Consider the following 23732-nt stretch of genomic DNA (forward strand, 5'->3'; position numbering starts at 1 on the left):
TAGGGTGGGCCTGGGCCCACCGTGGTTTGTTCGGGTCGGTGGGCCGGGGCCCACCCTACGGACTTACAGCAGCACGCGGCGCATGTCGGCCAGCAGCTGGGCGAGATAGGCGGTGAAGCGCGCGGCGGCGGCGCCGTCGATCACGCGGTGGTCGTAGCTCAGCGACAGCGGCAGCATCAGGCGCGGCTGGAACTGCTTGCCGTCCCACACCGGCTGGATCGAGGACTTGGACACGCCGAGGATGGCGACTTCCGGTGCGTTGACGATGGGTGTGAAGGCCACGCCGCCGATCCCGCCCAGCGAGGAGATCGAGAAACAGCCGCCGGACATCTCGGCCGGGCCGAGCTTGCCCTCGCGCGCCTTCCTGGCCAGCTCGCCGCTTTCCTGGGCGATCTCGTTGACGCCCTTCTTGTCGACGTCGCGGATCACCGGCACGACCAGGCCGTTCGGCGTGTCGGCGGCGAAGCCGATGTGGAAGTACTTCTTCAGCGTGAGGTTCTCGCCGCTGGCGTCGAGCGAGGCGTTGAAATCGGGGAACTTCTTCAGCGCCGAGACACTGGCCTTCATCAGGAAGGCGAGCATGGTCAGCTTGATGCCTGCCTTCTCGTTTTCCTTGTTCAGCGCCACCCGCAGCGCTTCCAGGTCGGTGATGTCAGCGTGGTCGTGCTGGGTGACGTGAGGGATCATCGCCCAGTTGCGCGCCAGGTTGGCGCCGGAGATCTTCTTGATGCGCGACAGCGCGACGACTTCGGTCTCGCCGAACTTGCTGAAGTCCACCTTCGGCCACGGCAGCAGGTTGAGCCCGCCCCCGGCGGCGACCGGCGCTCCGGCGGCGGCCGGCGCGGCCACGCCACCTGCCAGCGCGCCCTTGACGTACTTCTGCACGTCTTCCTTGCTGATGCGGCCACCGCGCTCGCTGCCGCTGACCTGGTTGAGGTCCACGCCGAGTTCGCGCGCGAACAGGCGCACGGCCGGGCTAGCGTAGGCGACCTTTTCCGGCAGCACGCGGTCGGCGTTGAATTCGACCGGCGGCGTGCGCGGCGGCGAAGCTTCGGGATCGATGCCCGGCTTGTCGTCCAGCACGCGCGAGGCCGCGGGCGCGACGGCCGGTGCGGCGCGCTCCTGCGCGATCTCCCGTTGGGCGATCTTGTCGGGGGTCGGCGATACCGCGACCGGTTCGACCTTGGCGCCGGTTTCCGTGGTGGCGGTCGGTGCGGGTGCAGCGGCGGGCTTCGCCTCGGCGGCGCCTTCGCTGACTTCGATCAGCGCCACGACCGCGCCTTCGGCGATCTCGTCGCCCAGCTTGACCTTGATTTCCTTCACCACGCCGGCGAATGCCGACGGGACTTCCATCGTGGCCTTGTCCGACTCCAGCGTGACCAGGCCCTGGTCCTTCTTCACCGTGTCGCCCACGGCCACCAGGATCTCGATCACCGGCACGCCGTCGTAGTCGCCGATATCGGGGACCTTGGCTTCCTTGATGTCGGACATGGCATTACTCCGGTGCGTGCGTGAAGAGGGAACCCCTATTGTGTCCGCAGCGGCGCCACGCGCCAACCATCCATTGCGGCCGATCGATGTCTCCATCGGGACATCGGGGCCCGCATCGCGCGCAGTGGTATCGCTTTGGTCGGGCCGCCACACGATTCCCATGCGGCAATACGCACCCGCACTGTTCATCCACGGCGCCCTGACGCGCGTATCTGGATGCGGCGTTCACAGGCCCGTGCCTAGGATCGCCCCCCATCCGCAAGAGGAGATACCCATGCGCTGGCTCGTCCTGCTGTTGTCGCTCGCCATGCCCGTCGTGTCCTGGTTTTCCCAGCAGGGCGTATTCGGGCCCACCAATGGCGCCATCTCGGACCGCTACCCCACGCTCATCGTGGCCGCAGGCTATGCGTTTGCGATCTGGGGCCTGATTTTCCTGTGGGACATGGTGTTCGGTGCGTGGCAGGCGTTCTCGCGACGCGCGGCAACGGACCCACTTGCGGGGATCCGCCCCTGGGCGGCGGCGGGGTTCGCGCTGACGGCGGTGTGGATGCCGGTGTTCTCGCAGCAGCTGTTCTGGCTGGCGCTGCTCATCATCTGGTCGGCGTTGGCGTGCCTGCTCACCTGTGCGCTCAAGCTGTCGACCGCGCGCATCACCGCACCCGGCCTGACGGCCTGGGCATGGGCACCGCTGTCGCTGCACGCAGGCTGGCTATCGTTGGCCGCATTCCTCAACACCGCGCAGGTGATCGTGGCATACCGCCTGCTGCCGACCGACGCCATGCTGCCGTGGACGCTGGTGCTGTTCGCCCTGGCGACCGCGCTGCTGCTGTGGGCTAACCACCGCATGCGCGGCAACCTGCCGTTCGTGGCGGCGGCGCTCTGGGCGCTGGCCGCGGTGTACGTGAAGCAGTCCGGCTGGCGCCTCCCCGGCAGCGATACCGCCGCGCTCGTGGCGGTCGTGGTAGCGCTCGTGCTGGCGGCGCAGACCGTCTGGCTACGCCTGCGCCCGCAGCCCCGTACCGCCGTGGGCTGAGCCCTCCCGCCACGGCGCCAGCACGCTCCAGGCCTCCCGCAGCGCCTCCAGCCCCATCGCGGCGTGCGCCGGACTGGTGGAAGGCAACGCGATGCGCTGCACGGGCTGGCGGAGCTCGGGCAGGTGTGGCTCGACGTGGCGGCGGAACAGCGACGCCGCCGTGGCGCCATTGAACGCGATCACGCGCAGCTGGCCCAACGAGACGATCAAGGGCACCAGCGCATTGGCCCGCTCACTGCCGCGCACGATCGCGCTGTCCAAGCTGCCGGCGCGCCGGCATTCGCCGATCACGTCCCACAGGCCGATCCCGCCCCGCTGCAGCGCGACCAGCCGTTCCCCATACGACGCCTCTTCCGGAACGTCGGCCAGCGCGGCCATCAACGGCCAGAAGCGGTTGCGCGGATGCGCGTAATAGCGACTCGCCTGGATCGAAGCCGCACCCGGCATCGACCCCAGTATCAGTACCCGGCAATCGGATGCGACCACCGGTGGAAGACCGGTCAGCACTTCTTCCATGCGTCAGCCGCCCGAGGCCTGCCACGGCTTCACCACCAGCACGGCACCCGCCACCACCAGCAGGAGTCCGACGATGCGGAGCGCATCGACAGGCTGGCGCGCGTGCAGCACGCCGTAATGGTCCAGCACGACCGAGCCCACGAGTTGCCCGGCCACCACCAGGCAGATCAACGAGGCCGCGCCCAGGCGAGGCACCAGCAGAGTGGCCGAGGCGACGAACACCGCGCCGATCACACCCCCCATCCAGGCCCACCACGGCACTTTCGCCAGCGCCGCAGGCACGAACACAGGTCGCGTCAGCAGCCACCACGCCAGCAGCACGCCCGTCCCGACCATGAAGGACGCCAGCGAGGCGAACACGGGACCGAAGGTCTGTTTGCCGAGCGATGCGTTGATCAACGCCTGCAGCGGCAGCAACATGCCGATGAAGAGGGCCAGGGCCACGCCGGTCGCGTTCATGTCGTGTCTCGTGCGGAGGGAGAGCGACACGATACGACAACGCGCCATCGTCCCCTCACACCGCGCCACGGTCCGGCGGCAGCAAGGCCAACGCGACAGCGAAACGCGCTCAGGCAGCGCGCCTCCCCGGACAGGCGGGAGACGGGGGTCGCCGATACGACGGCGGGTCACTTCCGTGCGCGGCTGGCTTCGTATTGTGCAATATGCGCGTCCACCGGCGTGGAGGCGATCACGCCGCCGACCACCTCGGGCAGCAGGTCGTCCAGCGCCTTGAAGCGCAGGCAGCTCTTGCCCATGTCCAGCGCCTTGCCGGCGTCCGCGTACGCGTTGCGCAGCGCCACGTCCTGGGTGGAGTTGGCGTAGCACGCCGTCAGGTAAAGCGCGTAGTACTGCTTCTGCGCTGCGAGCGCGACGTACGCCAGGGGCTGTCTGTTGTAGGTGTCAGGATAGCGCGACAGCGGAACTTCCCAGCTGATCATGCCCCAGCTCATCGCCTCGACGTAGCCCGGGGGAAGATGCCGGTTGACCAGGTCGCGTACCGCAGAGACCACGGCCCGGCGTTGCTCTGGCAGTTCCGTCAGGTAGTCGTCGACCGTCTTCGCCTTGCTGCTCGCCATGCTGGCCACTCCGTTTGTACGAACAGTAGCGCAGCCGCGGGGCCCGCGTCATGCCGTGCGCCGCCGCCTCGGTGCACTGCGATATCGCATGGATCACTGAACGGAGATGGCGCGTGCGCTCAGCGACATGCACGCACCGTGAAATGCAGGTGCAGTAGCAGGACATTTCCGCCATGTTCGCGATCGGTTCACGTCGCGCAGCAGGAGATGTTCATGCAGGGGTGGTTACGGTGCGCTCGCCCTGACGGCGACGACGCATCACGCATCGCACCGCGCGGAGGGGACATAAGAAAACAGAACAGGAGATTCCTGCATGAAATCCATTCGTACCCTCACGATTGCCCTGGCTTCCCTCATTGCCATGCCTGCCCTGGCGCAGGACGCAACGACCGACACGACATCCGATGCCGCCAGCAAGCGCTTCGCCGTGGTCGGCGGCGCCGCCATCCTCAAGCCCGATCGTGATCCCGCGCCCGGCCTGAAGATCGACGGCGACGTCGCGCCGGTGATCAGCGCCAGCTGGTATGCGACCCCGAACATCGCCGTCGAGCTGTGGGGTGCCGCCGACAAGTTCAACCACCGTGTGCGCGCCGATGGCGCCGGCAAGATCGGTACCGTGGACCAGCAGCCCATCGCGCTGAGCGGCCAGTACCACTTCGGCACCGCCGACCAGGTGATGCGCCCGTTCGTGGGCCTGGGCTACTACGAGTCCAATTTCAGCAACGAGACCATCGGAGGCGACGGCGCGCACGTCGGCCTGGAGACCGCCAAGGGCGCCATCGCCACCGCGGGCGTGGACTTCAACATCAACCAGACTTGGTTTGCGCGTGCCGATGCCCGTTACATGAAGGGCGATGCAGGCGTGCGCGTGGCCGGCCAGGGCACCGGCGAAGAACTGACGATCGACCCGTGGGTCGTGGGTGTGGGTATCGGCGCACGCTTCTGATCCATCGCACCATCGCGTCGATGCGGCGGCGGGCTTCCGGGCCCGCCGCCTTTTCCTGAGGGCGGAGGGATCACCGTGTGCCGTGACCGCGCAGGCGCTGCAGGCGCGCGACACGCCACTTCACACCCCACGCGTAGACCAGGTAGTAACCGAGCAGCAGGCCGGCCACCGCCAGCAGGCTGCCGTGCCCGCTCAGCAGCGCATGGGTCGCCGGCACGCCATCGCTCTGCCAGTACTGCGCCATCTGCACGAACCCCAGCACGATGCGCCCGGCCACGATGGCGACCAGCAACAGGGCAAGCCAGGCATTGGGCTGGTAGAAGACGCCCTGCGGCGCGACCTCCCAGCGCGTGAGCCACACGCCCAGCAGGCCGAGCAGGCTGCCTGCAGCCAATCCCACCCCCGCGCCGGCCAGGCTGTCCGGCCACCAGAAAAGGCCGAACGCACTGACCGCCATGAAAATCGCCACCGACACCAGCAGGCTCCACGCGTTGAGCGCCAGCAGCCAGCTGCGGGCCATGCGGCGCGACCGCCCGTAGCGGTAGCGCTGCCACAGCGAGAGCGGCAACAGCACCACCCACAGTGCGAGCAGCAGGAATACGAACAGCAGGACGAGGACGATAGGCATGCACGCATCATGCCGCATCGCGCGTCAAGGATGTTCTGCCTCCACGTGGACCTTTTCGCGCCGCAACAGATAAAGTCCGCTGGCGACGATGATGCCCGCGCCGATCCAGGTCACGCCATCCGGCAGCACCGACCACAAGGCCACGTCCAGCAGCACGCCCCAGACCAGCGCGGTGTACTCCAGCGGCGCGATCAGCGAGGCCTCGCCACGACGGAAGGCCTCGGTCAGCGCCACCTGCGCTAGCGAACCGGAGATGCCGACGCCGGCGATGATCCAGCCGTGCGCGGGCTGCAGCGGCTTCCATGCAGGCAACGCCAGCAGCCACGCGCCCAGCGACAGCAGCACGACGAACCAGAACACCATCGCCTGCGTACTGTCGCGCTGCGCCAGCATGCGCACGGTGACCGCACCCAGCGCATAGCAGATCGCCGCGATGAGGATCGCCAGCCCGCCGCCGGTCAGCATGCCTTCGCCGGTCGGGCGCAGGATCACCAACACGCCGACCAGACCGATGACGATCGCGATCCAGCGCCCCGCCCCCACCCGCTCCTTCAGCAATGGGCCCGCCATCGCCGTGACCAGCAGCGGCGCCACGAAGGTGATGGCGTAGGCCGTCGACAAGGGCATCGTGCGCAAGCCGTACACGAACCCGGCCATCATCGCGATGCCCAGCGCGCCGCGCAGCAGGTGCAACGGCCAATGCACGCGCAGCAGCGAGCGGGCGGGCACCGTGGCCAGCACCCACAGCGTCACCAGCGGCAGCGAGGACAACCCGCGCAATGCCGCGACCTGCAGCGGCGGGTACTGCGATGAAAGCAGCTTCAATCCCGCGTCCATCAACGCGAACAGCAGCACGGCGGCCAGCATGAGCAGGACGGCGGACGTGAGCGAGGAACGGGGCGTGGCCATGCGCCATTATCGCCTCCGCTGGACACGTTCCCTCACGCCTGCGCTACCCTGCGCGCAACCACCCGCGCAGGCAGGCCGATGACAGGGATCGCTCCACGCACCAGCGCGTCGCCCCGCTCCCGCATGGCCCTGCACCTGGCCTGGGCCGCGCTGTGGCTGCTGCTCGGCATCGCCAGCCTCGAGTTCCTGCTGGCCGCCTACGGCAAGTACCGGCACCTGGATTCGGCTGCCTACGGCATGTTCATGATGCGGCGCAGCTGGCTGTGGATGCATCTGGCCGGCGGGCTCACCACGGTGCTGCTGGGGCCCGTGCAGTTCTTCACCCAATGGCGCCACCGCTATCCGCGCCCGCACCGCCTGGTGGGCCGCCTTTATCTGTCCGGCCTGCTGGTGGCCGCCACCGGCGCCGTCGGACTGATCGCCAGCTCGCCCGCACCGTTCGCCATCCGCCTGGCGTTCTCCGCGACCGCCCTTGCCTGGTTGACCACGGCGCTGACCGGCCTGGTGGCGATCAGGCGCGGGGCCGTGGAGCGGCATCGTCGCTGGATGGTCCGCCATTACGCCGTGACGCTGGCGCCGATCCTCTTCCGCCTGTCGTTGCCGCTCGCCATCGCGGGCGGGCTCGCGCCCTCGCCGGCCCTGATCGCTACCTTGCTTTGGTGCAGCTGGGTGGTGCCCCTGCTCGCATGCGAGACCGTCTGCCGGCTGGCCGGGCTGTGGCGCGCCACACGCGTGCCGCCACCCGGAGCGGTGCCGCTTGCCGGCGCACGGTAGAATTCCGCGTCCGGTACCAGGAATTCCCCCATGCCCTCCTTCGACGTCGTTTCCGAAGTCAACATCCACGAACTGACCAACGCCGTGGACCAGGCCAACCGCGAACTCTCCACCCGCTTCGACTTCAAGGGCGTGGAAGCGAAATTCGTGCTGGACGACAAGCTGATCACCCAGTCCGCGCCCAGCGATTTCCAGCTCAAGCAGATGACCGACATCCTGCGCGCGCGCCTGATCGCCCGCCAGATCGACGCCCGCTGCCTGGAGTTCGGCGACGTGGAAACCAACCTGGCCGGCGCCCGCCAGAAAATCACGGTCAAGCAGGGCATCGAGCAGAAGCTGGCGAAGAGGATCGTCGCCACCATCAAGGACGCCAAGCTGAAGGTGGAAGCCCAGATCAACGGCGACAAGCTGCGCGTGACCGGCAAGAAGCGCGACGACCTGCAGGACGTCATCGCGCTGCTGAAGAAGACAGAATTCGAGCTGCCGCTGCAGTTCGACAACTTCCGTGACTGATACGTCCGCGGCCGCCGACGGGGTGCGCGATCCCATCGACGCTACCCGCCGCTGGGTGGAACGTGCCGTCATCGGGCTGAACCTGTGCCCGTTCGCCAAGGCGGCGTACGTGAAGCAGCAGGTGCGCTTCGTGCTGAGCGATGCCAGCACGCCGGAAGCCCTGCTGGAGGAACTGGCCGAGGAACTGGTGCTGCTGCGCGACGCCGATCCCGAGCAGATCGACACCACGCTGATCGTTCATCCCGACGTGCTGACCGACTTCCTGGACTACAACGATTTCCTCGACAACGCCGACGCCGCCGTCGAGGCGCTGGACCTGCAGGGCGTGATCCAGGTTGCCAGCTTCCACCCCGACTACCAGTTCGCCGGCACGATGCCGGACGACATCAGCAACTACACCAACCGTTCGCCCTACCCCACCCTGCACCTGCTTCGCGAAGCCAGCATCGACCGCGCGGTGGAGGCCTTCCCCGATGCCGATGTCATCGTCGAGCGCAACGTGAAGACGCTGGATGTACTGGGGCATGCGGGGTGGGCGAAGCTGTTCGCGGACTGACGACGCTTTGTGCTTTCTGTAGGAGCGACGTCAGTCGCGACCGGACGCCATCAGCGCTCAGGATCGGTCTGCAAGGCACTCGTTCCCAAGCCACACGGCATCCCAGTACGGATACTTTCCAATCTCATCGACCAGTCCTGCGCGCAGAGGATTTGCGATCACATAGCGCGCCGCGACCCTGAGGTCGTCGCTGGACCGCAGCGCACGATCATGGAAGCCTGGAGCCCAGACACCGTCATGCTGCCGCCCGACCCGGAAAGATCGGGAGGTATTGGCTTTCAACCGCTGGACACAAACAGGAAGGGTCTCCGTCGCTCCCAGTTCGATCAGTCCATGCCAATGGTCCGGCATCAGCACCCAGGCCATCAGGCGCGAGCGATACCACAGTCGCTTGTCCGTGATCGCACGCGCCATGTCGTGAGCGATGACCGGATCCGAGAACAACGGTCGTCGATCACGGGTGACGAAGGTCACCAGGTAGACGTGCCCGGCAATCGACCTGCGCCCACGACGGAGACCGGCATGACCCTGCGCAGGACGATGGTGTGCGGATTGATCCATGCCTGCGAGCATGGTTTCCTACATCGCCGGCGCGACATCGGGAGATGGCGGGAAAACGGGTCGGATTTTGCCGTGCGGTCGCGACTGACGTCGCTCCTACATCAGCTCACCGGCAAACCGCCGCTCCAGCAGCCGACGCGCATCGTCCAGCGACGGCAGGATGGTGTGGCCGAGCGAACGCACGGCATCGTCCGGCTCCAGCAGGTCCGGAATCTGTATGGGATGCATGCCGGCGGCCAGCGCGGCACGCACGCCGGTAGGCGAGTCTTCCAGTACCAGGCACTGCGCCGGGTCGACGCCCAGCGACGCTGCGGCCAGCAGGTAGATGTCCGGCGCGGGCTTGGGATGCTCGACGTCGCTGCTGGTGCATATCGCATCGAACCGGGGCAGCAGGCCCGCGGCCTCCAGCTTCTTCAGGGCCAACGGACGCCGCGTCGATGTCGCCACCGCGCGTGGAATCCCGCGCGCCTGCAGGAAATCCAGCATCTCGATGATGCCGGGACGATGCGGCACGCCTGCCGCGACGACCGCGTCGTACAGCGCATGCGAACGCTGCAGCACCTGCGCGCGTTCCAGCTCACCCACCGCCTCGTCCAGCAGGTGGCGGCAGACGGCTTCGCTGTGGCCCACCATCGACAGCCACAGCATCTCGGGCAGGTCATGCCCTCGTTCGCGTGCGGCCTCCGCCAGGCACGCGATGATGGCGCGTTCGCTGTCCAGCATCAGCCCGTCCATGTCGAAGACCACCGCCATGGGCGTGAACGGCAATGCCGCCCGACTCATGCCTCGGCTCCGAACAGCTGGCGGAGATCCCCCTGATCGAGAAGGCGCCACTGCCCCGGCGCAAGGTCGCCCAGCGTCAGCCCGCCGATGCGGCTGCGATGCAACGCCTGGACGTGGTTGCCGACCGCGGCGAACATGCGGCGCACCTGGTGGTAGCGACCCTCGGTGAGCGTCAGCTGCGCATGGCGCGCATCGATGACGTGCAGGTGTGCCGGCGCGAGCGGCGTCTGCTCCGACTCCAGCATCAGCGTGCCGCTGGCGAAGATCGCGGCTTCGTCGCCGCGCAGGTCCTGCGCCAACGTCGCGTCGTAGACCTTGGGCAGGTTGGCCTTGGGCGAGATGATCCGGTGCAGCAGGCCACCGTCGTCGGTGAGCAGCAGCAGGCCACTGGTCTCGCGATCCAGCCGGCCCACGGTGGACAGCACCGGCGAACGCTCACGAAATCGCGACGGGAACAGGTCGTAGACGATGCGGCCGGTATCCTTGGTCGAGCAGGTGTAGCCCACGGGTTTGTGCAGCAGGATCGCCACGCCCGGCGCAGGGTCGAGCGGCTCGCCATCCACGCGGATGTTGTCGTGGTCGACCGGGTCGTCGGCATACAGCACCTCGCCCGCGGCGTCGGTGATCCGCCCCTCGCGGAACATCCACTGCACGTCCTTGCGGCTGCCATAGCCGAGGTTGGCGATGTGCTTGACGATCTTCATGCGCTCACCGCCTCGCCTTCACCGCGGCGATGACCTTGAAGCCATCGCGTTCGCCGGCCACGCGCACCTCGCCGAACTGATCGTTCAGGGTCTGCTCGTAAGGCAGATGGCGGTTGGCCACCAGCCACAGCCGGCCGCCGGGCTTGAGCGCGGCGGCCGCGGCGGTGATGAAGCGTTGGCCGATGTCGGGGCGATCCGCGCGGCTCTGCGTATGGAAGGGCGGATTGCTGACGATGAAGTCGTAGCGCTGCGGCAGTCCGGCGGTGACGTCGTGCCAGTGGAAATCGAGCGTTGCGCTCGCGCCCGCTTCCGCGAGGTTCGCCCTGGCCAGCGACAACGCGCGTGCCTCGGCCTCGTACAGATCAAGCGCGGTGATGCCGGGATTGCGCGCCAGCAGGGACAGCGACAGGAATCCCCATCCCGCGCCCAGGTCGGCGCCGTGCCCGGTGATGTCCGTCGGCAGGCACTCGACCAGCAGCGCGGACGCCGGATCGATCCGGTTCCAGGCGAAGACGCCCGGACGGCTGAGGTAGCGGCCGTTCTCGATCCGACGCGGCGCGTCCAGCGCCGACCATTGCGCGAGCAACGCGTCGTCGACGCTGTCCGCGCGCTTGCGCGTCCAGAACGTGCGGCAATGGAACTTGGTCAGCGTGCCCGCCAGGCCCGCGAGTTGCTTCAAGTCGGCTTCGCCCGACTTGGCGCCCTCGTTGTTGGTCATCGCGGCGACGACGACGCCATCGGGCGCCGCCAGTTGCACGGCGCGCGCAAGCAACGCGCGCGCTTCTTCGCGCTGGCGCGGCGGCAACACCAGCACCAGGGCATAGCGCGTCTCTTCGGCAGCCGCATCGGCGACGACGCGCAAGCCGGCGCGTTCCAGCAGTTCGGCGTCGGGACGGAAACTCTGTTCGCATACCAGCTGCGGCAACGGGAACTGGCGCAACGCGGCGCCATCGCGCGCTCGCAGGAACAGCACCGGCCCGGATGGCCAGGCAAGCACGCCCTGCGCGAAGGGAAGCATCAGGGCATCGAGAGCGGGATCGGAGAAGGGAGAGGCCACGATGCGGCGCGCAGGCGGGGAATGAGGCGTCATTCTAACGGCAGCCACTCGCGACCGATTCCATCACCGTCGGTCGGGCTTCGAAAATAAAATAAAAAAAGTGTTGCGCATCGCAAACAAGCGGCGTATCGTGCGCGCCCGTCGGCCACGTGGCCGTTTTTTCAGCAATCGAATTCTTCCCATGAAGCCCGCCTATTCCTTCGACAGCAAGCCCGCCCTGCAGCCCTCGCGCTGCGGCCTGGCGCTGCGTGCGAACGGCAGCGACCTGCGCGGTACCGAACGCGCACGGCACCTGGACTTCTGACATCCGGCTGACTCCCTGGGAGATCGGCCACCCCGATCTCCGAGGAACGCGAACGCCCTCGGGTCGCCATACCCGGGGGCGTTCTGTTTTCGGCGTTCGCGGAGGGTGCGCATGCATCGAGGTTCGTTTCTTTCCACCACGGAAGTTCCTTTCCGCCCTGGGGCATCCGGGTAGTGCGCGTGCGCGCCCCGATGCAGGGGCGCGGCTGCGACTGGCGCATGTGCGCTGCGTCGTGATGCCCCGACGCGGGCTGCACGTGGAGAGAACACCCACAAGGGCGCGTCGCGCCCGAACGGATTGCCGGTTGGCGACAGCCGGCAATGCGGAACATCGACCGAACACGCTACAGCGGTACGGGCTAGCGTCCCGTCCGGTGCGCGCGGCGCTGCCGCGGCGTATGCCGAAGCGGGGGAGACGGTGTTCCTCGAGCGGACGGAAGCTCAGAGGCAGAGCAGCGGCGCATGCCGTTGGCCACCGGTTCGAATCCGGTTCGTCCACCACTGGATAGCTCAGATGGTTAGAGCATCGGACGGTTAATCCGACTGTCGCGGGTTCGACTCCCGCTCCAACGCCCGCAAGGGCACATGACCTTTCACGTCATGACACCGGGACGCAAGTCCCACCCAGGAAACACCCCGTGCGGCGTGTCGTCTTTCCACGATGGAATGCGGGACGACGGCGCAACGCAGCGGGGACGGTGCCGGCACCGCGCCCTCGACGTGGAAGCGCGCAGCGTTCGACGCAGTCCACGGACCGCGCCGTCGCTGCGATGCCTCCGCCGACAGCGCCGGTCGCCCGCATCGCCTCCGTCCAGGGGCGTTTCCACCTTCTTCCGCCGATCGCCAATCGCGATGGGCACCTTTCGTCGCGGGATTCGATCCACCGCGGCGATCCGTTGAATCCGGATCGAACCACCAGAGCCAACAAGGAGAACAACGCCATGTTCTGGACCAAGAGGGTCGTGATCGGTGACGGCGAGCGCGGCCTGGTGTATCGCAACCGTCGGTTCGAGCAGCTGCTCGCGCCCGGCGTGTACCGCTGGTTCGACCCGCTGGGTCGGATCGAGGTGCGCACGTTCAACATCGCAGCGCCGGAATACGCCGGCCACGACGTCGACGCGCTGATCGCGCGCCTCGGCGAGCGCCTGGGCGAGACCTTCGTTCTCGCCGACATCGGCGTGGACGAGGTGGGCCTGGTGCTGAAGAACGGCAAGCTGGAAGACGTGCTGCCGCCCGGCACGCGGCGCCTGTACTGGATCGGCCTGGTGAAGGTCGAGGTGCAGGCGGTGGCGCTCGCCACGCCGGACGTGGACGTCGCCGTTGCGCGGCGCCTGCGCCAGTTGGGCGCGTTGTCGAAGCTGGCCGTGGTGACCGATGTGCCGGCGGAATTCGCCGGCCTGGTGTTCATCGACGGCAAGCTCGAGCGCACGCTCGCCCCGGGCAGCTACGCCTTCTGGAATTTCCAGAAGAACGTGGTCGTGGACATCGTCGACCTGCGCGTGCAGGCGATCGAGGTCTCGGGCCAGGAGCTCCTGACCCGCGACAAGGTCAGCCTGCGCGTGAACCTGGCCGCCAGCACCCGCGTCACCGACGTGGTGGCGGCGCGCACCAAGGTCGCGAAGGTCGGCGACTTCGTCTACCGCGAGCTGCAGTACGGCCTGCGCAAGGCGGTCTCCGCCAAGACGCTGGACGAGCTGCTGGGCGACAAGGCTTCGCTGGACGCCGACATCTTCGCCTACGTGCGCGGCCAGATGGCCGGGCTCGGCGTCGAGGTGCTGGGCGTGGGCGTGAAGGACGTGATCCTGCCGGGCGAGATGAAGGAGATCCTCAACGGGGTGGTGCAGGCGGAGAAGACGGCGCAGGCCAACGTGATCCGCCGCCGCGAGGAGGCGAACGCCACGCGTTCCCTGCTCCACACCGCGAAGCTGATCGACGAGTCGCCGGTGCTGATGCGCCTGAAGGAGCTCGAGGCCCTGGAGAAGGTCACCGAGAAGATCGACAAGCTCACCGTGTTCGGCGGCCTGGATGGCGTGCTGAAGCAGCTGGTGACATTGAAGTAGTACGGCCCGCGCGGTGGACGGACCCGCCGCGACGGGCCTTCTGTAGGAGCGCCCCATGGGCGCGATGCTTTTCATGGAAGAAGCGGAGACAAGCGCATCGCGCCCATGGGGCGCTCCTACAATGGACAAGGACATCACATGAACACACAAACACACTTCGAACTACTGCACGCCGAGGGCAGCACCACGCCGATCAAGGGCTGGGTGCGCGGCGTGCCCCTGGACCAGGGCGCCCACGAGCAGCTGCGGAACATCGCGGCGATCCCCTTCGTCGGCCCGTGGGTCGCGGTGATGCCCGACGTGCACCTGGGCAAGGGCGCGACCGTGGGCTCGGTCATCCCGACGCGCGGCGCCGTCATTCCGGCGGCGGTCGGCGTGGACATCGGCTGCGGCATGGCCGCGGTGCGGACCACGCTGCGCGCGAAGGACCTGCCGGACAACCTGGCGCAACTGCGTTCGAGCATCGAACGCAGCGTGCCGGTCGGCAACGGGCGCGGCGGAGAGCATTGGAAGCTGCCGGACAGCATCCGCACGCGCATCACGCAGTCGGGGCTGGAGCCACGCCTGGAGGCGATCAAGCAGAAGCACCGCAAGATCCGTACCGACAAGCTGGATCGCCAGATCGGCACGCTGGGCGGCGGCAACCACTTCATCGAGATCTGCCTGGACGAGGCCGATGCGGTGTGGGTGATGCTGCACAGCGGTTCGCGCGGCACCGGCAACCTGATCGGCAACTACTTCATCGAGCGGGCGCGCGAACAGCTGGCGCACCGTGTGCTGGGCTTCCCCCTGCCGGACAAGGACCTGGCCTTCTTCATGGAAGGCGAGCCCTTGTTCGACGATTACGTGGAAGCGGTCTCGTGGGCACAGGACTACGCCCGCGAGAACCGCGAAGCGATGATGTCGCGCGTACTGGCGGAGATGCGCCACCGCCTGCCGAAGTTCCAGTTGGAGAAGATGGCGGTGAACTGCCACCACAACTACGTGCAGAAGGAGACGCACGGCGGCGTGGACCTGCTGGTGACCCGCAAGGGCGCGGTGAGCGCGCGTGTCGGCGAGCTGGGGATCATTCCCGGCAGCATGGGCGCGAAGAGCTTCATCGTGCGCGGCAAGGGCAACGCGGACAGCTTCCACAGCTGCAGCCACGGGGCCGGCCGCGTGCTGAGCCGTACCGCCGCGCGCCAGCAGATCACCCTGTCGCAGCACCGCGAGGCGACGGCGCACGTCGAATGCCGCAAGGACGCCGACGTGATCGACGAATCACCGGCGGCGTACAAGGACATCGACGCGGTGATGGCGGCGCAGAGCGACCTGGTGGAGGTCGTCCACACGCTGCGCCAGGTGGTGTGCATCAAGGGGTGAGCTTCGGCTCGCCCCTTTTTTGCGGCTCACCCATTCCTTTGTGTGTGTAGGAGCGCCCTCGGGCGCGATGCTTTTTCTTGATCCTGCCGCGAAAGCAAGAGCATCGCGCCCGAGGGCGCTCCTACAAGCGGAAGAGCCTCAGCTCTGCAGTTCCCGCAGCGTCACCGACGGCGGCGCATCCAGCACCTTGCGCGTGGCGAACAGCCCCGCGCACAACGCAGCCAGCATGCCCAGCCCGCCGCCGATGGCGGCCAGCTGCCAGTTGGCCTTCCACGGCAGGTCGAACACCTGGGTCGCGACCACGCCCGACAATACCGACGCCGCGATCGCCGCCACCAGACCGGCCAGCAGGCCGATGGCGGCGAACTCCGAGGCCTGCGCAAGCCGCAACTGGCGACGGCTGCCGCCCAGCACGCGCATCACGCCGCCTTCGAGCAGGCGCTCGTCCTGGCTGGCACTCACCGCGGCCATCAGCACCAGCAGGCCCGCCGCCAGCGAGAACCAGAACACCACCTGCACCACCTGCGAGACCTGTTCGGCCGTGCTGCGCACCTGGTTCAGCACCGCCTCCACATCGATCACCGACAGGTTGGGGAACTGGTTGACCAGTTCGCGGGTGAAGGCGGCATCGCCCGACGGTACGCTGACGGCGGTGATGTAACTGGCGGAATATCCATCGAGCGCGCCCGGCGAGGCGACGACGAAGAAGTTGGGGCGGAAGCTCTCCCAGTCCACGCTGCGCAGGCTGGTGATGCGGCCCTCGAAACGCTGGCCCGCGATGTCGAACGCAACGCGGTCGCCGAGCTTCCAGCCCAGGTCCTCGGCGAACCCCTCTTCCACCGACAGTTCAGGCGACGACGGAGTGCGACCGCTCCAGAACTCGCCCGCGGTCACCTTGTTGTCGTCGCGCAGGGTCGCGGCCATCGACAGGTTGAACTCGCGGTCTGCGCGACGCTGCGTGCGTTCGTCGGCGCCCTGATAGTCGGCACCACTGGTGGGCGTGCCGTTGAGTTCGACCAGACGGCCCCGGATCATCGGGTAGAGGTCGACCGCCGACAACCCGCGCGCTTGCATGAAGGCCTTCACCGGGTCCACCTGGTCCGGCTGCACGTTGATGATGAAGCGGTTCGGCGCATTGGCCGACAGCGCCAGCTGCCAGCGGTCCAGCAGGTCGGTGCGCACGAAGGTCAGCAGCAACAGCGCCATCAGACCGAGGCCGAGCGCGGATACCTGTGCGATCGACGTGCCGGCGCGCCGGCTGACGTTGGCCAGCCCGTAACGCAGGCTGCCGCGCAGGCGGGAGCGCAGCCGGCGCACCAGCACGATCAACGCCCACGCCAGCAGGGCAAGCACGGCGAGCGTGCCGACGATGCCGACCAGCATCGCGGTGCCGAGCGTGGGCGAACCCGCCTTCCACCACAGCAGCGCGCCCAGGCCGACGAAGCCGGTCAGCGCGACCAGCCATGCGCTGGGTTCGGTCCGGTCCAGGTCACGACGCAGCACGCGCAGCGCGGGCACACGTCGCAATGCCAGCACCGGCGGCGCACCGAAGGCGAGCAGCACGATCATGCCCACGCCATAGCCCTGCAGCGCCGGCATGAGGCCCGCCGGGGGAATGTCGATCTGCAGCGACTGCTGCAGCCAGCGGCCAATACCCCATTGCAGGCCGAACGCGATGAGAACGCCGACCGTGCAGGCGGCCAATCCCAGCAGCACCAGTTCGCCGACGTGGATGCCCACCAGCGTGCGCTGCTGCGCACCCAGGCAGCGCATGACGGCGGTACCGGACAGATGGCGCTCGCTGTGGCGCCGCGCGGCCATCGCCACGGCGACGGCGGCGAGCACGACGGACACCAGCGCCGCCAGGCCGAGGAAGCGGCTGGCCCGATCCAGCGCGGAGCGCACTTCCGGGCGCGCGTCCTGGATGGTTTCCATGCGCTGACCGCGCGCGAGTTGCGGCTTGACCGCCGCGGTGAAGGTTTCGACCGCGGCCGCATCGCCGGCCACGACCAGGCGATAGCGCAGGCGACTGCCTTCCTGCACCAGTCCGGTGGACGGCAGGTCGGCGAGGTTGAGGAAGACTTTCGGCGCGACATTGAAGTAGTCGAGCGCCGCATCCGGTTCCTGCGTCACCAGCGCGGCCAGCTTCAACGTGCGCGTGCCGATGCCGATGGCGTCGCCCGGTTTCGCGCCCAGCGTCTCCGCGCCCGCCTGGCTGATCCAGAGCGTGCCCGGCGCGGGGAGGCCACGGGCATCTCGCTCGGCCGCACCTGCGCGATCGACGATGCGGAAGCTGCCGCGCAGCGGAAATCCTTCGCCCAGCGCGCGCAGGTCGCCCAGCGACAGCGACTCGCCGGCGCGGATCATGCTCTGCAGCTCCTGCGTTTCGGTCACGCGCAGGCCCGGTGCCGCGGCCAGCGCACGCAGCGCCTCGGTGGGCGGCGCATCGCCGCGCACCACCACGTCGCCGCCCAGCAGGCGGTTCGCCTCGATCGCCAGCGCGCGCTCGGCGCGATCGGTGACGAAGCCCACCGAGGTCACCGCCACCACCGCCAGCACCAGCGCGGCGAACAGGATGCGGATGTCGCCCGCGGCCAGGTCGCGCCGCAACTGGCGCCAGGCCAGCGCCAGCGTCCTCATGCGGCCCCACCCTGCAGGCGTCCGGCATCCAGCCGGAGCAGGCGCTGGCAGCGTGCCGCCAGGTGGTCGTCGTGCGTCACCAGCACCAGCGTGGTGCCGGCATCGGCGTTCAGCGCGAACAGCAGCTCGATGATCGCCTGCCCGGTGTGGGTGTCGAGATTGCCGGTGGGCTCGTCCGCGAACAGCAGCGACGGCCGGGTGACGAAGGCTCGCGCCAGTGCCACGCGCTGCTGTTCGCCACCGGACAGCTGGCGCGGGTAATGGGCCAGGCGCTCGCCCAGGCCCACCTTCTGCAGGATCTGCCGCGCCGGCCCTTCCACGTCGGTATCGCCGCGCAATTCCAGCGGCAGCATGACGTTCTCCAGCGCCGTCAGCGAGGGCAGCAGCTGGAAGCTCTGGAACACGAAGCCGACCTTCTCGCCGCGCACGCGTGCCCGGCCGTCCTCGTCCATGGCGGAGATCCGCTCGCCATCGAGCGTCACCGAACCCGTGCTGGGCACGTCCAGCCCGGCCAGCAGGGACAGCAGCGTGCTCTTGCCCGATCCCGATGCCCCGACGATCGCCACGGTATCGCCATGGCCGATGCGGAAGCCCACCTCCTCGAGTATCGTCAGTTCGCCGCCGGGCAGCGTCACGTGCTTGCCCAGCCCCTGCACGTCGAGGACGGCGCGGGCGGAGGCGTGGGCTTCAGTGTGCAGTCTGCTGGCGTCGGCCATGATCGTCTCGTCGGTCATTTCGTGGATCATCGGGAGCACGGTTCGCATGTTTCGTTATTTAGGCAGGTATGGGGCCGGGCGCGCACGCATGCAATGGGCGTCGGGCCTGGTCATGCTGCTGTTCGTCGCATTATTCGCACGTCCCGTCGTGGCGCAGACCGCACAGGCCGCACCCGCGAAGGCCGCCCGCACCCTTCTGGTGATGGGCGATTCGCTGTCGGCCGCCTATGGCCTGTCACCCGCACAGGGCTGGGTGGCCCTGACCGCTGACCGTATCGGCAAGACCCGGCCGGGATGGCGGGTGGTCAACGCCAGCATCAGCGGCGAGACGACTGCCGGCGGCGCGGCGCGCATCGAGGCGGAACTGCAACGCCACAAGCCCGCCGTCGTGGTCATCGCGCTGGGGGCGAACGATGGGTTGCGCGGCCTGCCGCTGGCGCAGACGCGCGCCAATCTGGAAAAGATGATCAAGGCCGCGCAGGCACGCAAGGCGAAGGTGCTGCTGGTGGGCATGCGCATGCCGCCCAACTACGGACCGGACTACACGCGCGGGTTCGAGCAGAACTACAGCGTGCTGGCGAAGCAGTACGGCACCGCCCTGCTGCCGTTCCTGCTGGAACCCATCGCGCTGGACCGCAACGCCTACCAGGCCGACAACCTGCACCCGGTCGCGAGCGCGCAACCCAAGCTGCGGGACCATGTCTGGAAGGCCCTGGAGCCCCTGCTGCGCTGAGGCCGGGCGTCCTACCTACAGCCGCGTAGGACTTTTCCTACGCGGATCCGAGACTTCCGCCGAATGTGATAACTGGCACATTCGCGCACAGTCTGCACGCCGGTTCCCTGCCCGGCGTGTTGACCGGAGTCCGTCATGCCCCGCCTGCTGTTCACCATCGCCGCCAACGACAAAGGCTGGCAACTCTACGAAGGCCAGTACGGCCGCAACTGGTTCGACAACCTGGGCGATGCGCGAGAAAGCGCCAAGCTGCTCGCCGCCACCCTGCACCAGCACCATGGCATCCCGACCGCCGTGGTGGTGGAAATGCCCAGCAACGAGTCCGTCCTGCTGGCCCGCCACGGCTGATCCTCTTACGCCGCCATCCCCGACAGCTGTCGCAGTGCCTGTTCGAACACGTCCGCAGGCTGGCCGCCCTGTATCAGGTGGCGGTCGTTGAAGATCACCGCCGGCACCGCGCGTATGCCCTGCTGCTGGTAGAAGCGTTCTCGCTCGCGGACCTCCGCGGCGAAATGGCCCGTAGCCAGGACTTGGCGGGCCTCGGCCGCATCCAGTCCCGTCGCTTCGACGATCGCAACCAGCGTGTCGTGGTCGGACACGTTGCTTCCTTCGCCGTGATACGCCTGCAGCAGGGCCCGCTTGAGCGCGAGCTGCGGTGCGGCGCCCTGTCCGCCCGCCCAGTGCAGCAGGCGGTGCGCATCGAAGGTGTTGTAGATGCGGTCGCGCTTCTGCAGGTCGAAGCGGAACCCGAGCGCCTCGCCTCGCTGACGCAGCGCCTCGCCGTTCTGGGCCAGCTGTTCCGCACTCAGGCCGTATTTCTTCCCGAGATGTTCGGCGATCGACTCGCCCTGCGGACCCATGTCGGGATTGAGCTCGAACGGCTGGAAGCGCAACTCGACCTGCAGATCGTTGCCGATGTCCGCCATGGCGCGTTCCAGTGCGGCCAGGCCGATCGCACACCAGGGGCAGGCGACATCGGAGACGAAATCGATCTTCACGGGCCTGGGCATGCGCGGGACCTCACTCGCCGGCAGAGTTCTTGTACACGTGGCCCTGCTTCATCACGAAGCCGACGTTCTCCAGCACGGCCACGTCCTGCAGCGGGTCGCCGTCCACGGCGATCAGGTCGGCGAAGTAGCCGGGCTTCAGCACGCCGACCTCCTTGTCGATGCCGAACAGCCGCGCATTGACCAGCGTGGCCGAGCGGATCGCCTGCAGCGGGGTCATGCCGAACTGCACCATGCGCGAGAACTGGCGCGCATTGAGGCCGTGCGGATACACGCCGCCATCGGTACCGAAGCCCATGATGGCGCCGGCCTGGTGCGCCTTGCGGAAGTTCTCGCGCTGGGTGGCGCCCACACGGCGCTCCTTTTCCAGCGATTCGGGCAGGAACCCGGCCTTCTCGCCTTCGCCGAGGATGTACTCGGTGTTGTAGATGTCCATCACCAGTACGGTGCCGTTCTTCTTGGCCAGCGCGATGCCTTCGTCGTCGATGAAGCTGGCGTGCTCGATGGAGTCCACGCCGGCGAGCAATGCATTACGGATGCCGGTGGCGCCGTGCGCGTGCGAGGCGACCTTGCGGCCCAGCGCGTGCGCTTCGTCGACCAGCGCCTTCAGTTCCTCCAGCGAGTACTGCGGCGCACCGACCTCGGTGCCCTTGGACAGCACGCCGCCGGTGGAACAGGTCTTGATGAAATCGGCGCCGAACTTCACGTCCTGCCGCACCTTCTGCCGCACGGCCCAGGGACCGTCGGCCACGCCGTCGCCCACCGCCTTGTACTCGGCCGGCAGCAGGTTGTTGTCGCTGCAGTGGCCGCCGGTGATGCCGATGGCGACGCCGCCGGCGAGGATGCGCGGACCCTCGACCTCGCCGTTCGCGATGGCATCGCGCAGCGCCACGTCGGCGTAACCGGGTGAGCCGGGCACACGAACCGTGGTGAAGCCGGCCAGCAGCGTGGTACGCGCATTCTTCGCGCCCTTGATCGCCGCCGCCGGCAGCGAGATCGCCAGGCGCCGGTAGCCCTGCAGGTCGGCGTCGCCGTGCAGGTGCACGTGGGCATCCATCAGGCCGGGCAGCACGGTTTTTCCCGACAGGTCGTGCACCGTCGCGCCGGCCGGCACGGGCGTGCTGGCGGCCGGACCGATGGCGGTGATGCGCGTGTCCTCGATCACGATGGCCTGGTCGGTCAGCATGCGCCCGGATTCGACATCCAGCAGGCGGCCGGCCTTGACGTAGGTCGTCGCGGCGAACGCGGGCATGCAGGCGAGGGAAAGGGCAGCGGCGAGGACACTCACCATACGGGCATGCAGGCGCATCGGAACTCCGGGCTGGAAGGGGGCTGCGCGACTCTAGCAGCCGCACGCATCCGGTGACGAAGCAGGGCGGGCGATCCCGCCCCGCATACGTGGATCAGACCGGCGTGGGATTGCGGTAGGCGAAGCCGGCCTGGTGCCAGTACGGGTACGGCTTTGGCCGCTGGCTGGCCTTGTCCAGCTTCGCGACCTGCTCCGGGGTGAGGTTCCAGCCGACCGCACCGAGGTTCTGCCTCAGCTGCGCTTCGTTGCGTGCCCCGATCACCACGGTGCTCACGGTCGGACGCTGCAGCAGCCAGTTCAGCGCGACCTGCGGGATCGACCTGCCGGTTTCCTGCGCGACCTCGTCCAGTGCATCGACCACGTCGTACAGGTAATCCAGGTCGACCTGCGGGCCGGCATCGTGGGCGGCCTGCGACTGCAGGCGGCTGTTCTCGGGCAGCGGCTGGCCGCGGCGGATCTTGCCGGTCAGGCGGCCCCAGCCCAGCGGGCTCCACACCACCGCGCCCACGCCCTGGTCGGCGGCCAGCGGCATCAGCTCCCATTCGTAGTCGCGACCGACCAGCGAGTAGTACGCCTGGTGCGCCACGTAGCGCGTCCAGCCATGCCGGTCGGCGGCGGCCAGCGACTTCATCAGATGCCAGCCGGAGAAGTTGGACACGCCGAGGTAGCGGATCTTGCCCGCCTTCACCAGCGTGTCGAGCGTGGACAGCACTTCTTCCACCGGCGGGCGCGCGTCGAAACCATGCAGCTGGAACAGGTCGATGTAGTCGGTGCCGAGCCGCTTGAGCGCCGCGTCGACGGCGTTGATGAGGTGGTGGCGGGAAGAGCCGACCTGGTTCTCGCCATCGCCGAAGCGGAAGGTGGCCTTGGTGGAAATGATCAGCGCATCGCGCGGCCTGCCCTTGATCGCTTCACCGAGGATCTCTTCGGCCGCGCCCTTGGAGTAGACGTCGGCGCTGTCGAACATGGTCAGGCCGGCGTCGAGGCAGATGTCGACCAGGCGGCGCGCTTCGGCCACGTCGGTGCTGCCCCAGGCACTGAACAGCGCACCCTGGCCCCCGAAGGTACCGGTGCCGAAGGAGAGGACGGGCACGCGGAAGCCGGACGCGCCGAGGTAACGGTATTCCATGGGGAGAGTTCCAGAAGCGGGGGAGTACGCCATTGCACTCCCCCGTTCCGCGGGCGGCAACCCCTGGGCGTGGAATACTTTGTTGCCTGCCGACGAAACGTCAGTTCGGGCTGGCGGCCGGCCGCACGATGACCTCGCTGACGTCCACGTCGTCGGGCTGTTCGACCGCATAGGCGATCGCGCGCGCCACGGCCTCGGCGGGAATCGCGACCTGGCGGAAATCCTCCAGCCACGCCTTGATGCCGACATCGCTGGTGGTCTCGGCCAGCTCGCTGGTGGTGACGCCGGGCGACACCACGGTGACGCGCAGCCGGTCGTGCTCCTGGCGCAGGCCTTCGGACAGCGCGATCACCGCGTGCTTGGTGGCACAGTAGACCGCGGCGCTCGGCCACACCCGATGGCCCGCGGTGGAAGCCACGTTGATGACCTGCCCCCTGCCCTGTTCCTGCATGACCGGCAACGCCGCCGCGATGCCGTGCAGCACGCCGCGGAGGTTGACGTCGATCATGGCATTCCACTCGTCGATCTTCAGTGCGGCCAGCGGCGACAGCGGCATGACGCCGGCATTGTTGACGATCACGTCGAGCCGGCCGTATTCGGCCTGGGCGAACGCCACGAACGCCTGCACGTCTTCAAGGCGGGTGACGTCGAGCGCACGGCAGCGCGCGCTGCCGCCGGCAGCGGTGATCTCGGCGACCAGCCGCTCCAGCCGGTCGGTGCGTCGCGCGCCGAGGACGACGTGGGCACCGCGGCGGGCGAGTTCGCGCGCGGCCGCTTCGCCGATGCCGCTGCTGGCACCGGTGATGGCGATGACTTTTCCTTGGATTCCGGACATGGGACACCTCTTGAGGGGAAGCCCGGCGCGGGCTGCGTCGGGAAGGGGCGCAGTCTGGGCGCCGATGGCGCTTGCCCGATATCGGATTCCT

The 23732-nt window shown here is 68.2% G+C and carries 26 protein-coding genes and 2 tRNA genes; 12 read left to right on the top strand and 16 right to left on the bottom strand.

The annotated features are described in order from the left end of the window. Positions 1-63 precede the first annotated feature (63 nt). The gene (locus tag IAE60_RS01955; RefSeq protein ID WP_187573658.1) at positions 64-1491 is read right to left on the bottom strand and encodes a dihydrolipoyllysine-residue acetyltransferase; all 1428 of its coding nucleotides are present in this window, start codon (positions 1489-1491) and stop codon (positions 64-66) included. Between the two features lie 274 nt (positions 1492-1765). On the opposite strand from IAE60_RS01955, the gene IAE60_RS01960 reads away from it, so the two are divergent. Then, positions 1766-2524: a hypothetical protein gene (locus IAE60_RS01960; protein WP_187573659.1), complete on the top strand. Its 759-nt coding sequence runs from the start codon at positions 1766-1768 to the stop codon at positions 2522-2524. Here IAE60_RS01960 and IAE60_RS01965 read toward each other — a convergent pair. From IAE60_RS01965 to IAE60_RS01975, 3 genes are all read right to left on the bottom strand, one after another. Beyond that, the gene (locus tag IAE60_RS01965; RefSeq protein WP_187573660.1) at positions 2486-3040 is read right to left on the bottom strand and encodes a DNA-deoxyinosine glycosylase; all 555 of its coding nucleotides are present in this window, start codon (positions 3038-3040) and stop codon (positions 2486-2488) included. The genes IAE60_RS01960 and IAE60_RS01965 overlap by 39 nt on opposite strands. Before the next feature lie 3 nt (positions 3041-3043). Beyond that, positions 3044-3499 (bottom strand): DMT family transporter, encoded by a 456-nt coding sequence (locus IAE60_RS01970; RefSeq protein ID WP_187573661.1) that lies wholly within the window; start codon positions 3497-3499, stop codon positions 3044-3046. Positions 3500-3666: 167 nt separating this feature from the next. After that, a complete protein-coding gene (locus IAE60_RS01975) occupies positions 3667-4116 on the bottom strand; it encodes a DUF1801 domain-containing protein (RefSeq protein WP_187573662.1) in 450 nt (149 codons plus the stop codon). A 313-nt stretch (positions 4117-4429) separates the two neighbouring features. Here IAE60_RS01975 and IAE60_RS01980 point away from each other — a divergent pair, with 313 nt between their 5' ends. Continuing rightward, a complete protein-coding gene (locus tag IAE60_RS01980) occupies positions 4430-5062 on the top strand; it encodes an OmpW/AlkL family protein (protein WP_187573663.1) in 633 nt (210 codons plus the stop codon). A 70-nt stretch (positions 5063-5132) separates the two neighbouring features. Here the strand turns inward: IAE60_RS01980 and IAE60_RS01985 are convergent, their stop codons facing one another. Continuing rightward, positions 5133-5690 carry a CcdC protein domain-containing protein gene (locus IAE60_RS01985; protein WP_187573664.1) on the bottom strand — a complete coding sequence of 186 codons (558 nt, stop codon included), beginning with the start codon at positions 5688-5690 and terminating at the stop codon, positions 5133-5135. 24 nt (positions 5691-5714) lie between these two features. Beyond that, positions 5715-6599, bottom strand: a complete 885-nt coding sequence (locus tag IAE60_RS01990) for a DMT family transporter (protein WP_187573665.1) — start codon at positions 6597-6599, stop codon at positions 5715-5717. A 123-nt stretch (positions 6600-6722) separates the two neighbouring features. On the opposite strand from IAE60_RS01990, the gene IAE60_RS01995 reads away from it, so the two are divergent. Genes IAE60_RS01995 through IAE60_RS02005 form a run of 3 tightly spaced genes read left to right on the top strand, consistent with a single transcriptional unit; the run spans position 6723 to position 8442 of the window. Then, positions 6723-7373 carry a DUF2306 domain-containing protein gene (locus tag IAE60_RS01995; RefSeq protein ID WP_244966633.1) on the top strand — a complete coding sequence of 217 codons (651 nt, stop codon included), beginning with the start codon at positions 6723-6725 and terminating at the stop codon, positions 7371-7373. Between the two features lie 30 nt (positions 7374-7403). Continuing rightward, on the top strand, positions 7404-7886 hold the full coding sequence (locus IAE60_RS02000) for a YajQ family cyclic di-GMP-binding protein (RefSeq protein WP_187573666.1): 483 nt from the start codon (positions 7404-7406) through the stop codon (positions 7884-7886). Continuing rightward, the gene (locus tag IAE60_RS02005; RefSeq protein ID WP_187573667.1) at positions 7879-8442 is read left to right on the top strand and encodes a DUF1415 domain-containing protein; all 564 of its coding nucleotides are present in this window, start codon (positions 7879-7881) and stop codon (positions 8440-8442) included. Before IAE60_RS02000 ends, IAE60_RS02005 begins: the two co-directional genes overlap by 8 nt. Positions 8443-8499: 57 nt before the next feature. On the opposite strand, the gene IAE60_RS02010 is transcribed toward IAE60_RS02005, so the two are convergent. From IAE60_RS02010 to IAE60_RS02025, 4 genes are all read right to left on the bottom strand, one after another. Beyond that, positions 8500-9003 (bottom strand): REP-associated tyrosine transposase, encoded by a 504-nt coding sequence (locus IAE60_RS02010; protein WP_244966634.1) that lies wholly within the window; start codon positions 9001-9003, stop codon positions 8500-8502. Positions 9004-9099: 96 nt separating this feature from the next. Further along, complete coding sequence (locus IAE60_RS02015) at positions 9100-9786, bottom strand: HAD family hydrolase (RefSeq protein WP_187573668.1); 687 nt, start codon at positions 9784-9786, stop codon at positions 9100-9102. Further along, entirely contained in the window at positions 9783-10490 is a 708-nt protein-coding gene (locus IAE60_RS02020) for a pseudouridine synthase (RefSeq protein WP_185894422.1), read from the bottom strand. Before IAE60_RS02020 ends, IAE60_RS02015 begins: the two co-directional genes overlap by 4 nt. A 4-nt stretch (positions 10491-10494) precedes the next feature. Further along, positions 10495-11547 carry a class I SAM-dependent methyltransferase gene (locus tag IAE60_RS02025; protein WP_425504462.1) on the bottom strand — a complete coding sequence of 351 codons (1053 nt, stop codon included), beginning with the start codon at positions 11545-11547 and terminating at the stop codon, positions 10495-10497. 181 nt (positions 11548-11728) lie between these two features. On the opposite strand from IAE60_RS02025, the gene IAE60_RS18890 reads away from it, so the two are divergent. The 5 genes from IAE60_RS18890 to IAE60_RS02045 all read left to right on the top strand — a co-directional run bounded on the left by IAE60_RS18890 (position 11729) and on the right by IAE60_RS02045 (position 15272). Next, positions 11729-11851 carry a hypothetical protein gene (locus IAE60_RS18890; protein WP_260618834.1) on the top strand — a complete coding sequence of 41 codons (123 nt, stop codon included), beginning with the start codon at positions 11729-11731 and terminating at the stop codon, positions 11849-11851. Positions 11852-12281: 430 nt separating this feature from the next. Continuing rightward, positions 12282-12351: transfer RNA gene (locus IAE60_RS02030), tRNA-OTHER, on the top strand. A gap of 2 nt (positions 12352-12353) precedes the next feature. Next, positions 12354-12419 (top strand) — tRNA-Asn (locus IAE60_RS02035). A gap of 372 nt (positions 12420-12791) precedes the next feature. Next, a complete protein-coding gene (locus IAE60_RS02040; RefSeq protein ID WP_187573670.1) occupies positions 12792-13910 on the top strand; it encodes a slipin family protein in 1119 nt (372 codons plus the stop codon). Between the two features lie 138 nt (positions 13911-14048). Then, the gene (locus IAE60_RS02045; RefSeq protein WP_187573671.1) at positions 14049-15272 is read left to right on the top strand and encodes an RtcB family protein; all 1224 of its coding nucleotides are present in this window, start codon (positions 14049-14051) and stop codon (positions 15270-15272) included. A 138-nt stretch (positions 15273-15410) separates the two neighbouring features. On the opposite strand, the gene IAE60_RS02050 is transcribed toward IAE60_RS02045, so the two are convergent. Beyond that, positions 15411-17912 (bottom strand): ABC transporter permease, encoded by a 2502-nt coding sequence (locus IAE60_RS02050; protein WP_187573672.1) that lies wholly within the window; start codon positions 17910-17912, stop codon positions 15411-15413. Further along, complete coding sequence (locus tag IAE60_RS02055) at positions 17909-18676, bottom strand: ABC transporter ATP-binding protein (protein WP_425504447.1); 768 nt, start codon at positions 18674-18676, stop codon at positions 17909-17911. Before IAE60_RS02055 ends, IAE60_RS02050 begins: the two co-directional genes overlap by 4 nt. Positions 18677-18716: 40 nt before the next feature. Here IAE60_RS02055 and IAE60_RS02060 point away from each other — a divergent pair, with 40 nt between their 5' ends. After that, positions 18717-19361: an arylesterase gene (locus IAE60_RS02060; protein ID WP_187573673.1), complete on the top strand. Its 645-nt coding sequence runs from the start codon at positions 18717-18719 to the stop codon at positions 19359-19361. 135 nt (positions 19362-19496) lie between these two features. Beyond that, positions 19497-19709, top strand: a complete 213-nt coding sequence (locus IAE60_RS02065; protein ID WP_162108305.1) for a hypothetical protein — start codon at positions 19497-19499, stop codon at positions 19707-19709. Between the two features lie 5 nt (positions 19710-19714). On the opposite strand, the gene IAE60_RS02070 is transcribed toward IAE60_RS02065, so the two are convergent. From IAE60_RS02070 to IAE60_RS02085, 4 genes are all read right to left on the bottom strand, one after another. Further along, the gene (locus IAE60_RS02070) at positions 19715-20371 is read right to left on the bottom strand and encodes a DsbA family oxidoreductase (RefSeq protein ID WP_187573674.1); all 657 of its coding nucleotides are present in this window, start codon (positions 20369-20371) and stop codon (positions 19715-19717) included. A 10-nt stretch (positions 20372-20381) separates the two neighbouring features. Next, positions 20382-21620 (bottom strand): Xaa-Pro dipeptidase, encoded by a 1239-nt coding sequence (locus IAE60_RS02075; protein WP_276509854.1) that lies wholly within the window; start codon positions 21618-21620, stop codon positions 20382-20384. A gap of 151 nt (positions 21621-21771) precedes the next feature. Further along, the gene (locus tag IAE60_RS02080) at positions 21772-22806 is read right to left on the bottom strand and encodes an aldo/keto reductase (protein WP_185894430.1); all 1035 of its coding nucleotides are present in this window, start codon (positions 22804-22806) and stop codon (positions 21772-21774) included. A gap of 100 nt (positions 22807-22906) precedes the next feature. Then, the gene (locus IAE60_RS02085) at positions 22907-23641 is read right to left on the bottom strand and encodes an SDR family oxidoreductase (protein ID WP_187573676.1); all 735 of its coding nucleotides are present in this window, start codon (positions 23639-23641) and stop codon (positions 22907-22909) included. Positions 23642-23732 lie beyond the last annotated feature (91 nt).

This window comes from Pseudoxanthomonas mexicana, assembly GCF_014397415.1.
In the GTDB taxonomy this organism is placed as follows: domain Bacteria; phylum Pseudomonadota; class Gammaproteobacteria; order Xanthomonadales; family Xanthomonadaceae; genus Pseudoxanthomonas_A; species Pseudoxanthomonas_A mexicana.

Bases quoted from the DNA above. Each gene is read 5' to 3' on its own strand.
- IAE60_RS02040 (WP_187573670.1), top strand. From the start codon at position 12,792: ATGTTCTGGACCAAGAGGGTCGTGATCGGTGACGGCGAGCGCGGCCTG.
- IAE60_RS02070 (WP_187573674.1), bottom strand. From the start codon at position 20,371: ATGCCCAGGCCCGTGAAGATCGATTTCGTCTCCGATGTCGCCTGCCCC.
- IAE60_RS02015 (WP_187573668.1), bottom strand. From the start codon at position 9,786: ATGAGTCGGGCGGCATTGCCGTTCACGCCCATGGCGGTGGTCTTCGAC.
- IAE60_RS01970 (WP_187573661.1), bottom strand. From the start codon at position 3,499: ATGAACGCGACCGGCGTGGCCCTGGCCCTCTTCATCGGCATGTTGCTG.
- IAE60_RS02045 (WP_187573671.1), top strand. From the start codon at position 14,049: ATGAACACACAAACACACTTCGAACTACTGCACGCCGAGGGCAGCACC.
- IAE60_RS01960 (WP_187573659.1), top strand. From the start codon at position 1,766: ATGCGCTGGCTCGTCCTGCTGTTGTCGCTCGCCATGCCCGTCGTGTCC.
- IAE60_RS02060 (WP_187573673.1), top strand. From the start codon at position 18,717: ATGCAATGGGCGTCGGGCCTGGTCATGCTGCTGTTCGTCGCATTATTC.
- IAE60_RS02010 (WP_244966634.1), bottom strand. From the start codon at position 9,003: ATGGATCAATCCGCACACCATCGTCCTGCGCAGGGTCATGCCGGTCTC.
- IAE60_RS02085 (WP_187573676.1), bottom strand. From the start codon at position 23,641: ATGTCCGGAATCCAAGGAAAAGTCATCGCCATCACCGGTGCCAGCAGC.
- IAE60_RS02020 (WP_185894422.1), bottom strand. From the start codon at position 10,490: ATGAAGATCGTCAAGCACATCGCCAACCTCGGCTATGGCAGCCGCAAG.
- IAE60_RS01980 (WP_187573663.1), top strand. From the start codon at position 4,430: ATGAAATCCATTCGTACCCTCACGATTGCCCTGGCTTCCCTCATTGCC.
- IAE60_RS01985 (WP_187573664.1), bottom strand. From the start codon at position 5,690: ATGCCTATCGTCCTCGTCCTGCTGTTCGTATTCCTGCTGCTCGCACTG.
- IAE60_RS02050 (WP_187573672.1), bottom strand. From the start codon at position 17,912: ATGAGGACGCTGGCGCTGGCCTGGCGCCAGTTGCGGCGCGACCTGGCC.
- IAE60_RS02065 (WP_162108305.1), top strand. From the start codon at position 19,497: ATGCCCCGCCTGCTGTTCACCATCGCCGCCAACGACAAAGGCTGGCAA.
- IAE60_RS01965 (WP_187573660.1), bottom strand. From the start codon at position 3,040: ATGGAAGAAGTGCTGACCGGTCTTCCACCGGTGGTCGCATCCGATTGC.
- IAE60_RS02000 (WP_187573666.1), top strand. From the start codon at position 7,404: ATGCCCTCCTTCGACGTCGTTTCCGAAGTCAACATCCACGAACTGACC.
- IAE60_RS01990 (WP_187573665.1), bottom strand. From the start codon at position 6,599: ATGGCCACGCCCCGTTCCTCGCTCACGTCCGCCGTCCTGCTCATGCTG.
- IAE60_RS01955 (WP_187573658.1), bottom strand. From the start codon at position 1,491: ATGTCCGACATCAAGGAAGCCAAGGTCCCCGATATCGGCGACTACGAC.
- IAE60_RS02080 (WP_185894430.1), bottom strand. From the start codon at position 22,806: ATGGAATACCGTTACCTCGGCGCGTCCGGCTTCCGCGTGCCCGTCCTC.
- IAE60_RS18890 (WP_260618834.1), top strand. From the start codon at position 11,729: ATGAAGCCCGCCTATTCCTTCGACAGCAAGCCCGCCCTGCAGCCCTCG.
- IAE60_RS02055 (WP_425504447.1), bottom strand. From the start codon at position 18,676: ATGCGAACCGTGCTCCCGATGATCCACGAAATGACCGACGAGACGATC.
- IAE60_RS01995 (WP_244966633.1), top strand. From the start codon at position 6,723: ATGGCCCTGCACCTGGCCTGGGCCGCGCTGTGGCTGCTGCTCGGCATC.
- IAE60_RS02075 (WP_276509854.1), bottom strand. From the start codon at position 21,620: ATGCCCGCGTTCGCCGCGACGACCTACGTCAAGGCCGGCCGCCTGCTG.
- IAE60_RS01975 (WP_187573662.1), bottom strand. From the start codon at position 4,116: ATGGCGAGCAGCAAGGCGAAGACGGTCGACGACTACCTGACGGAACTG.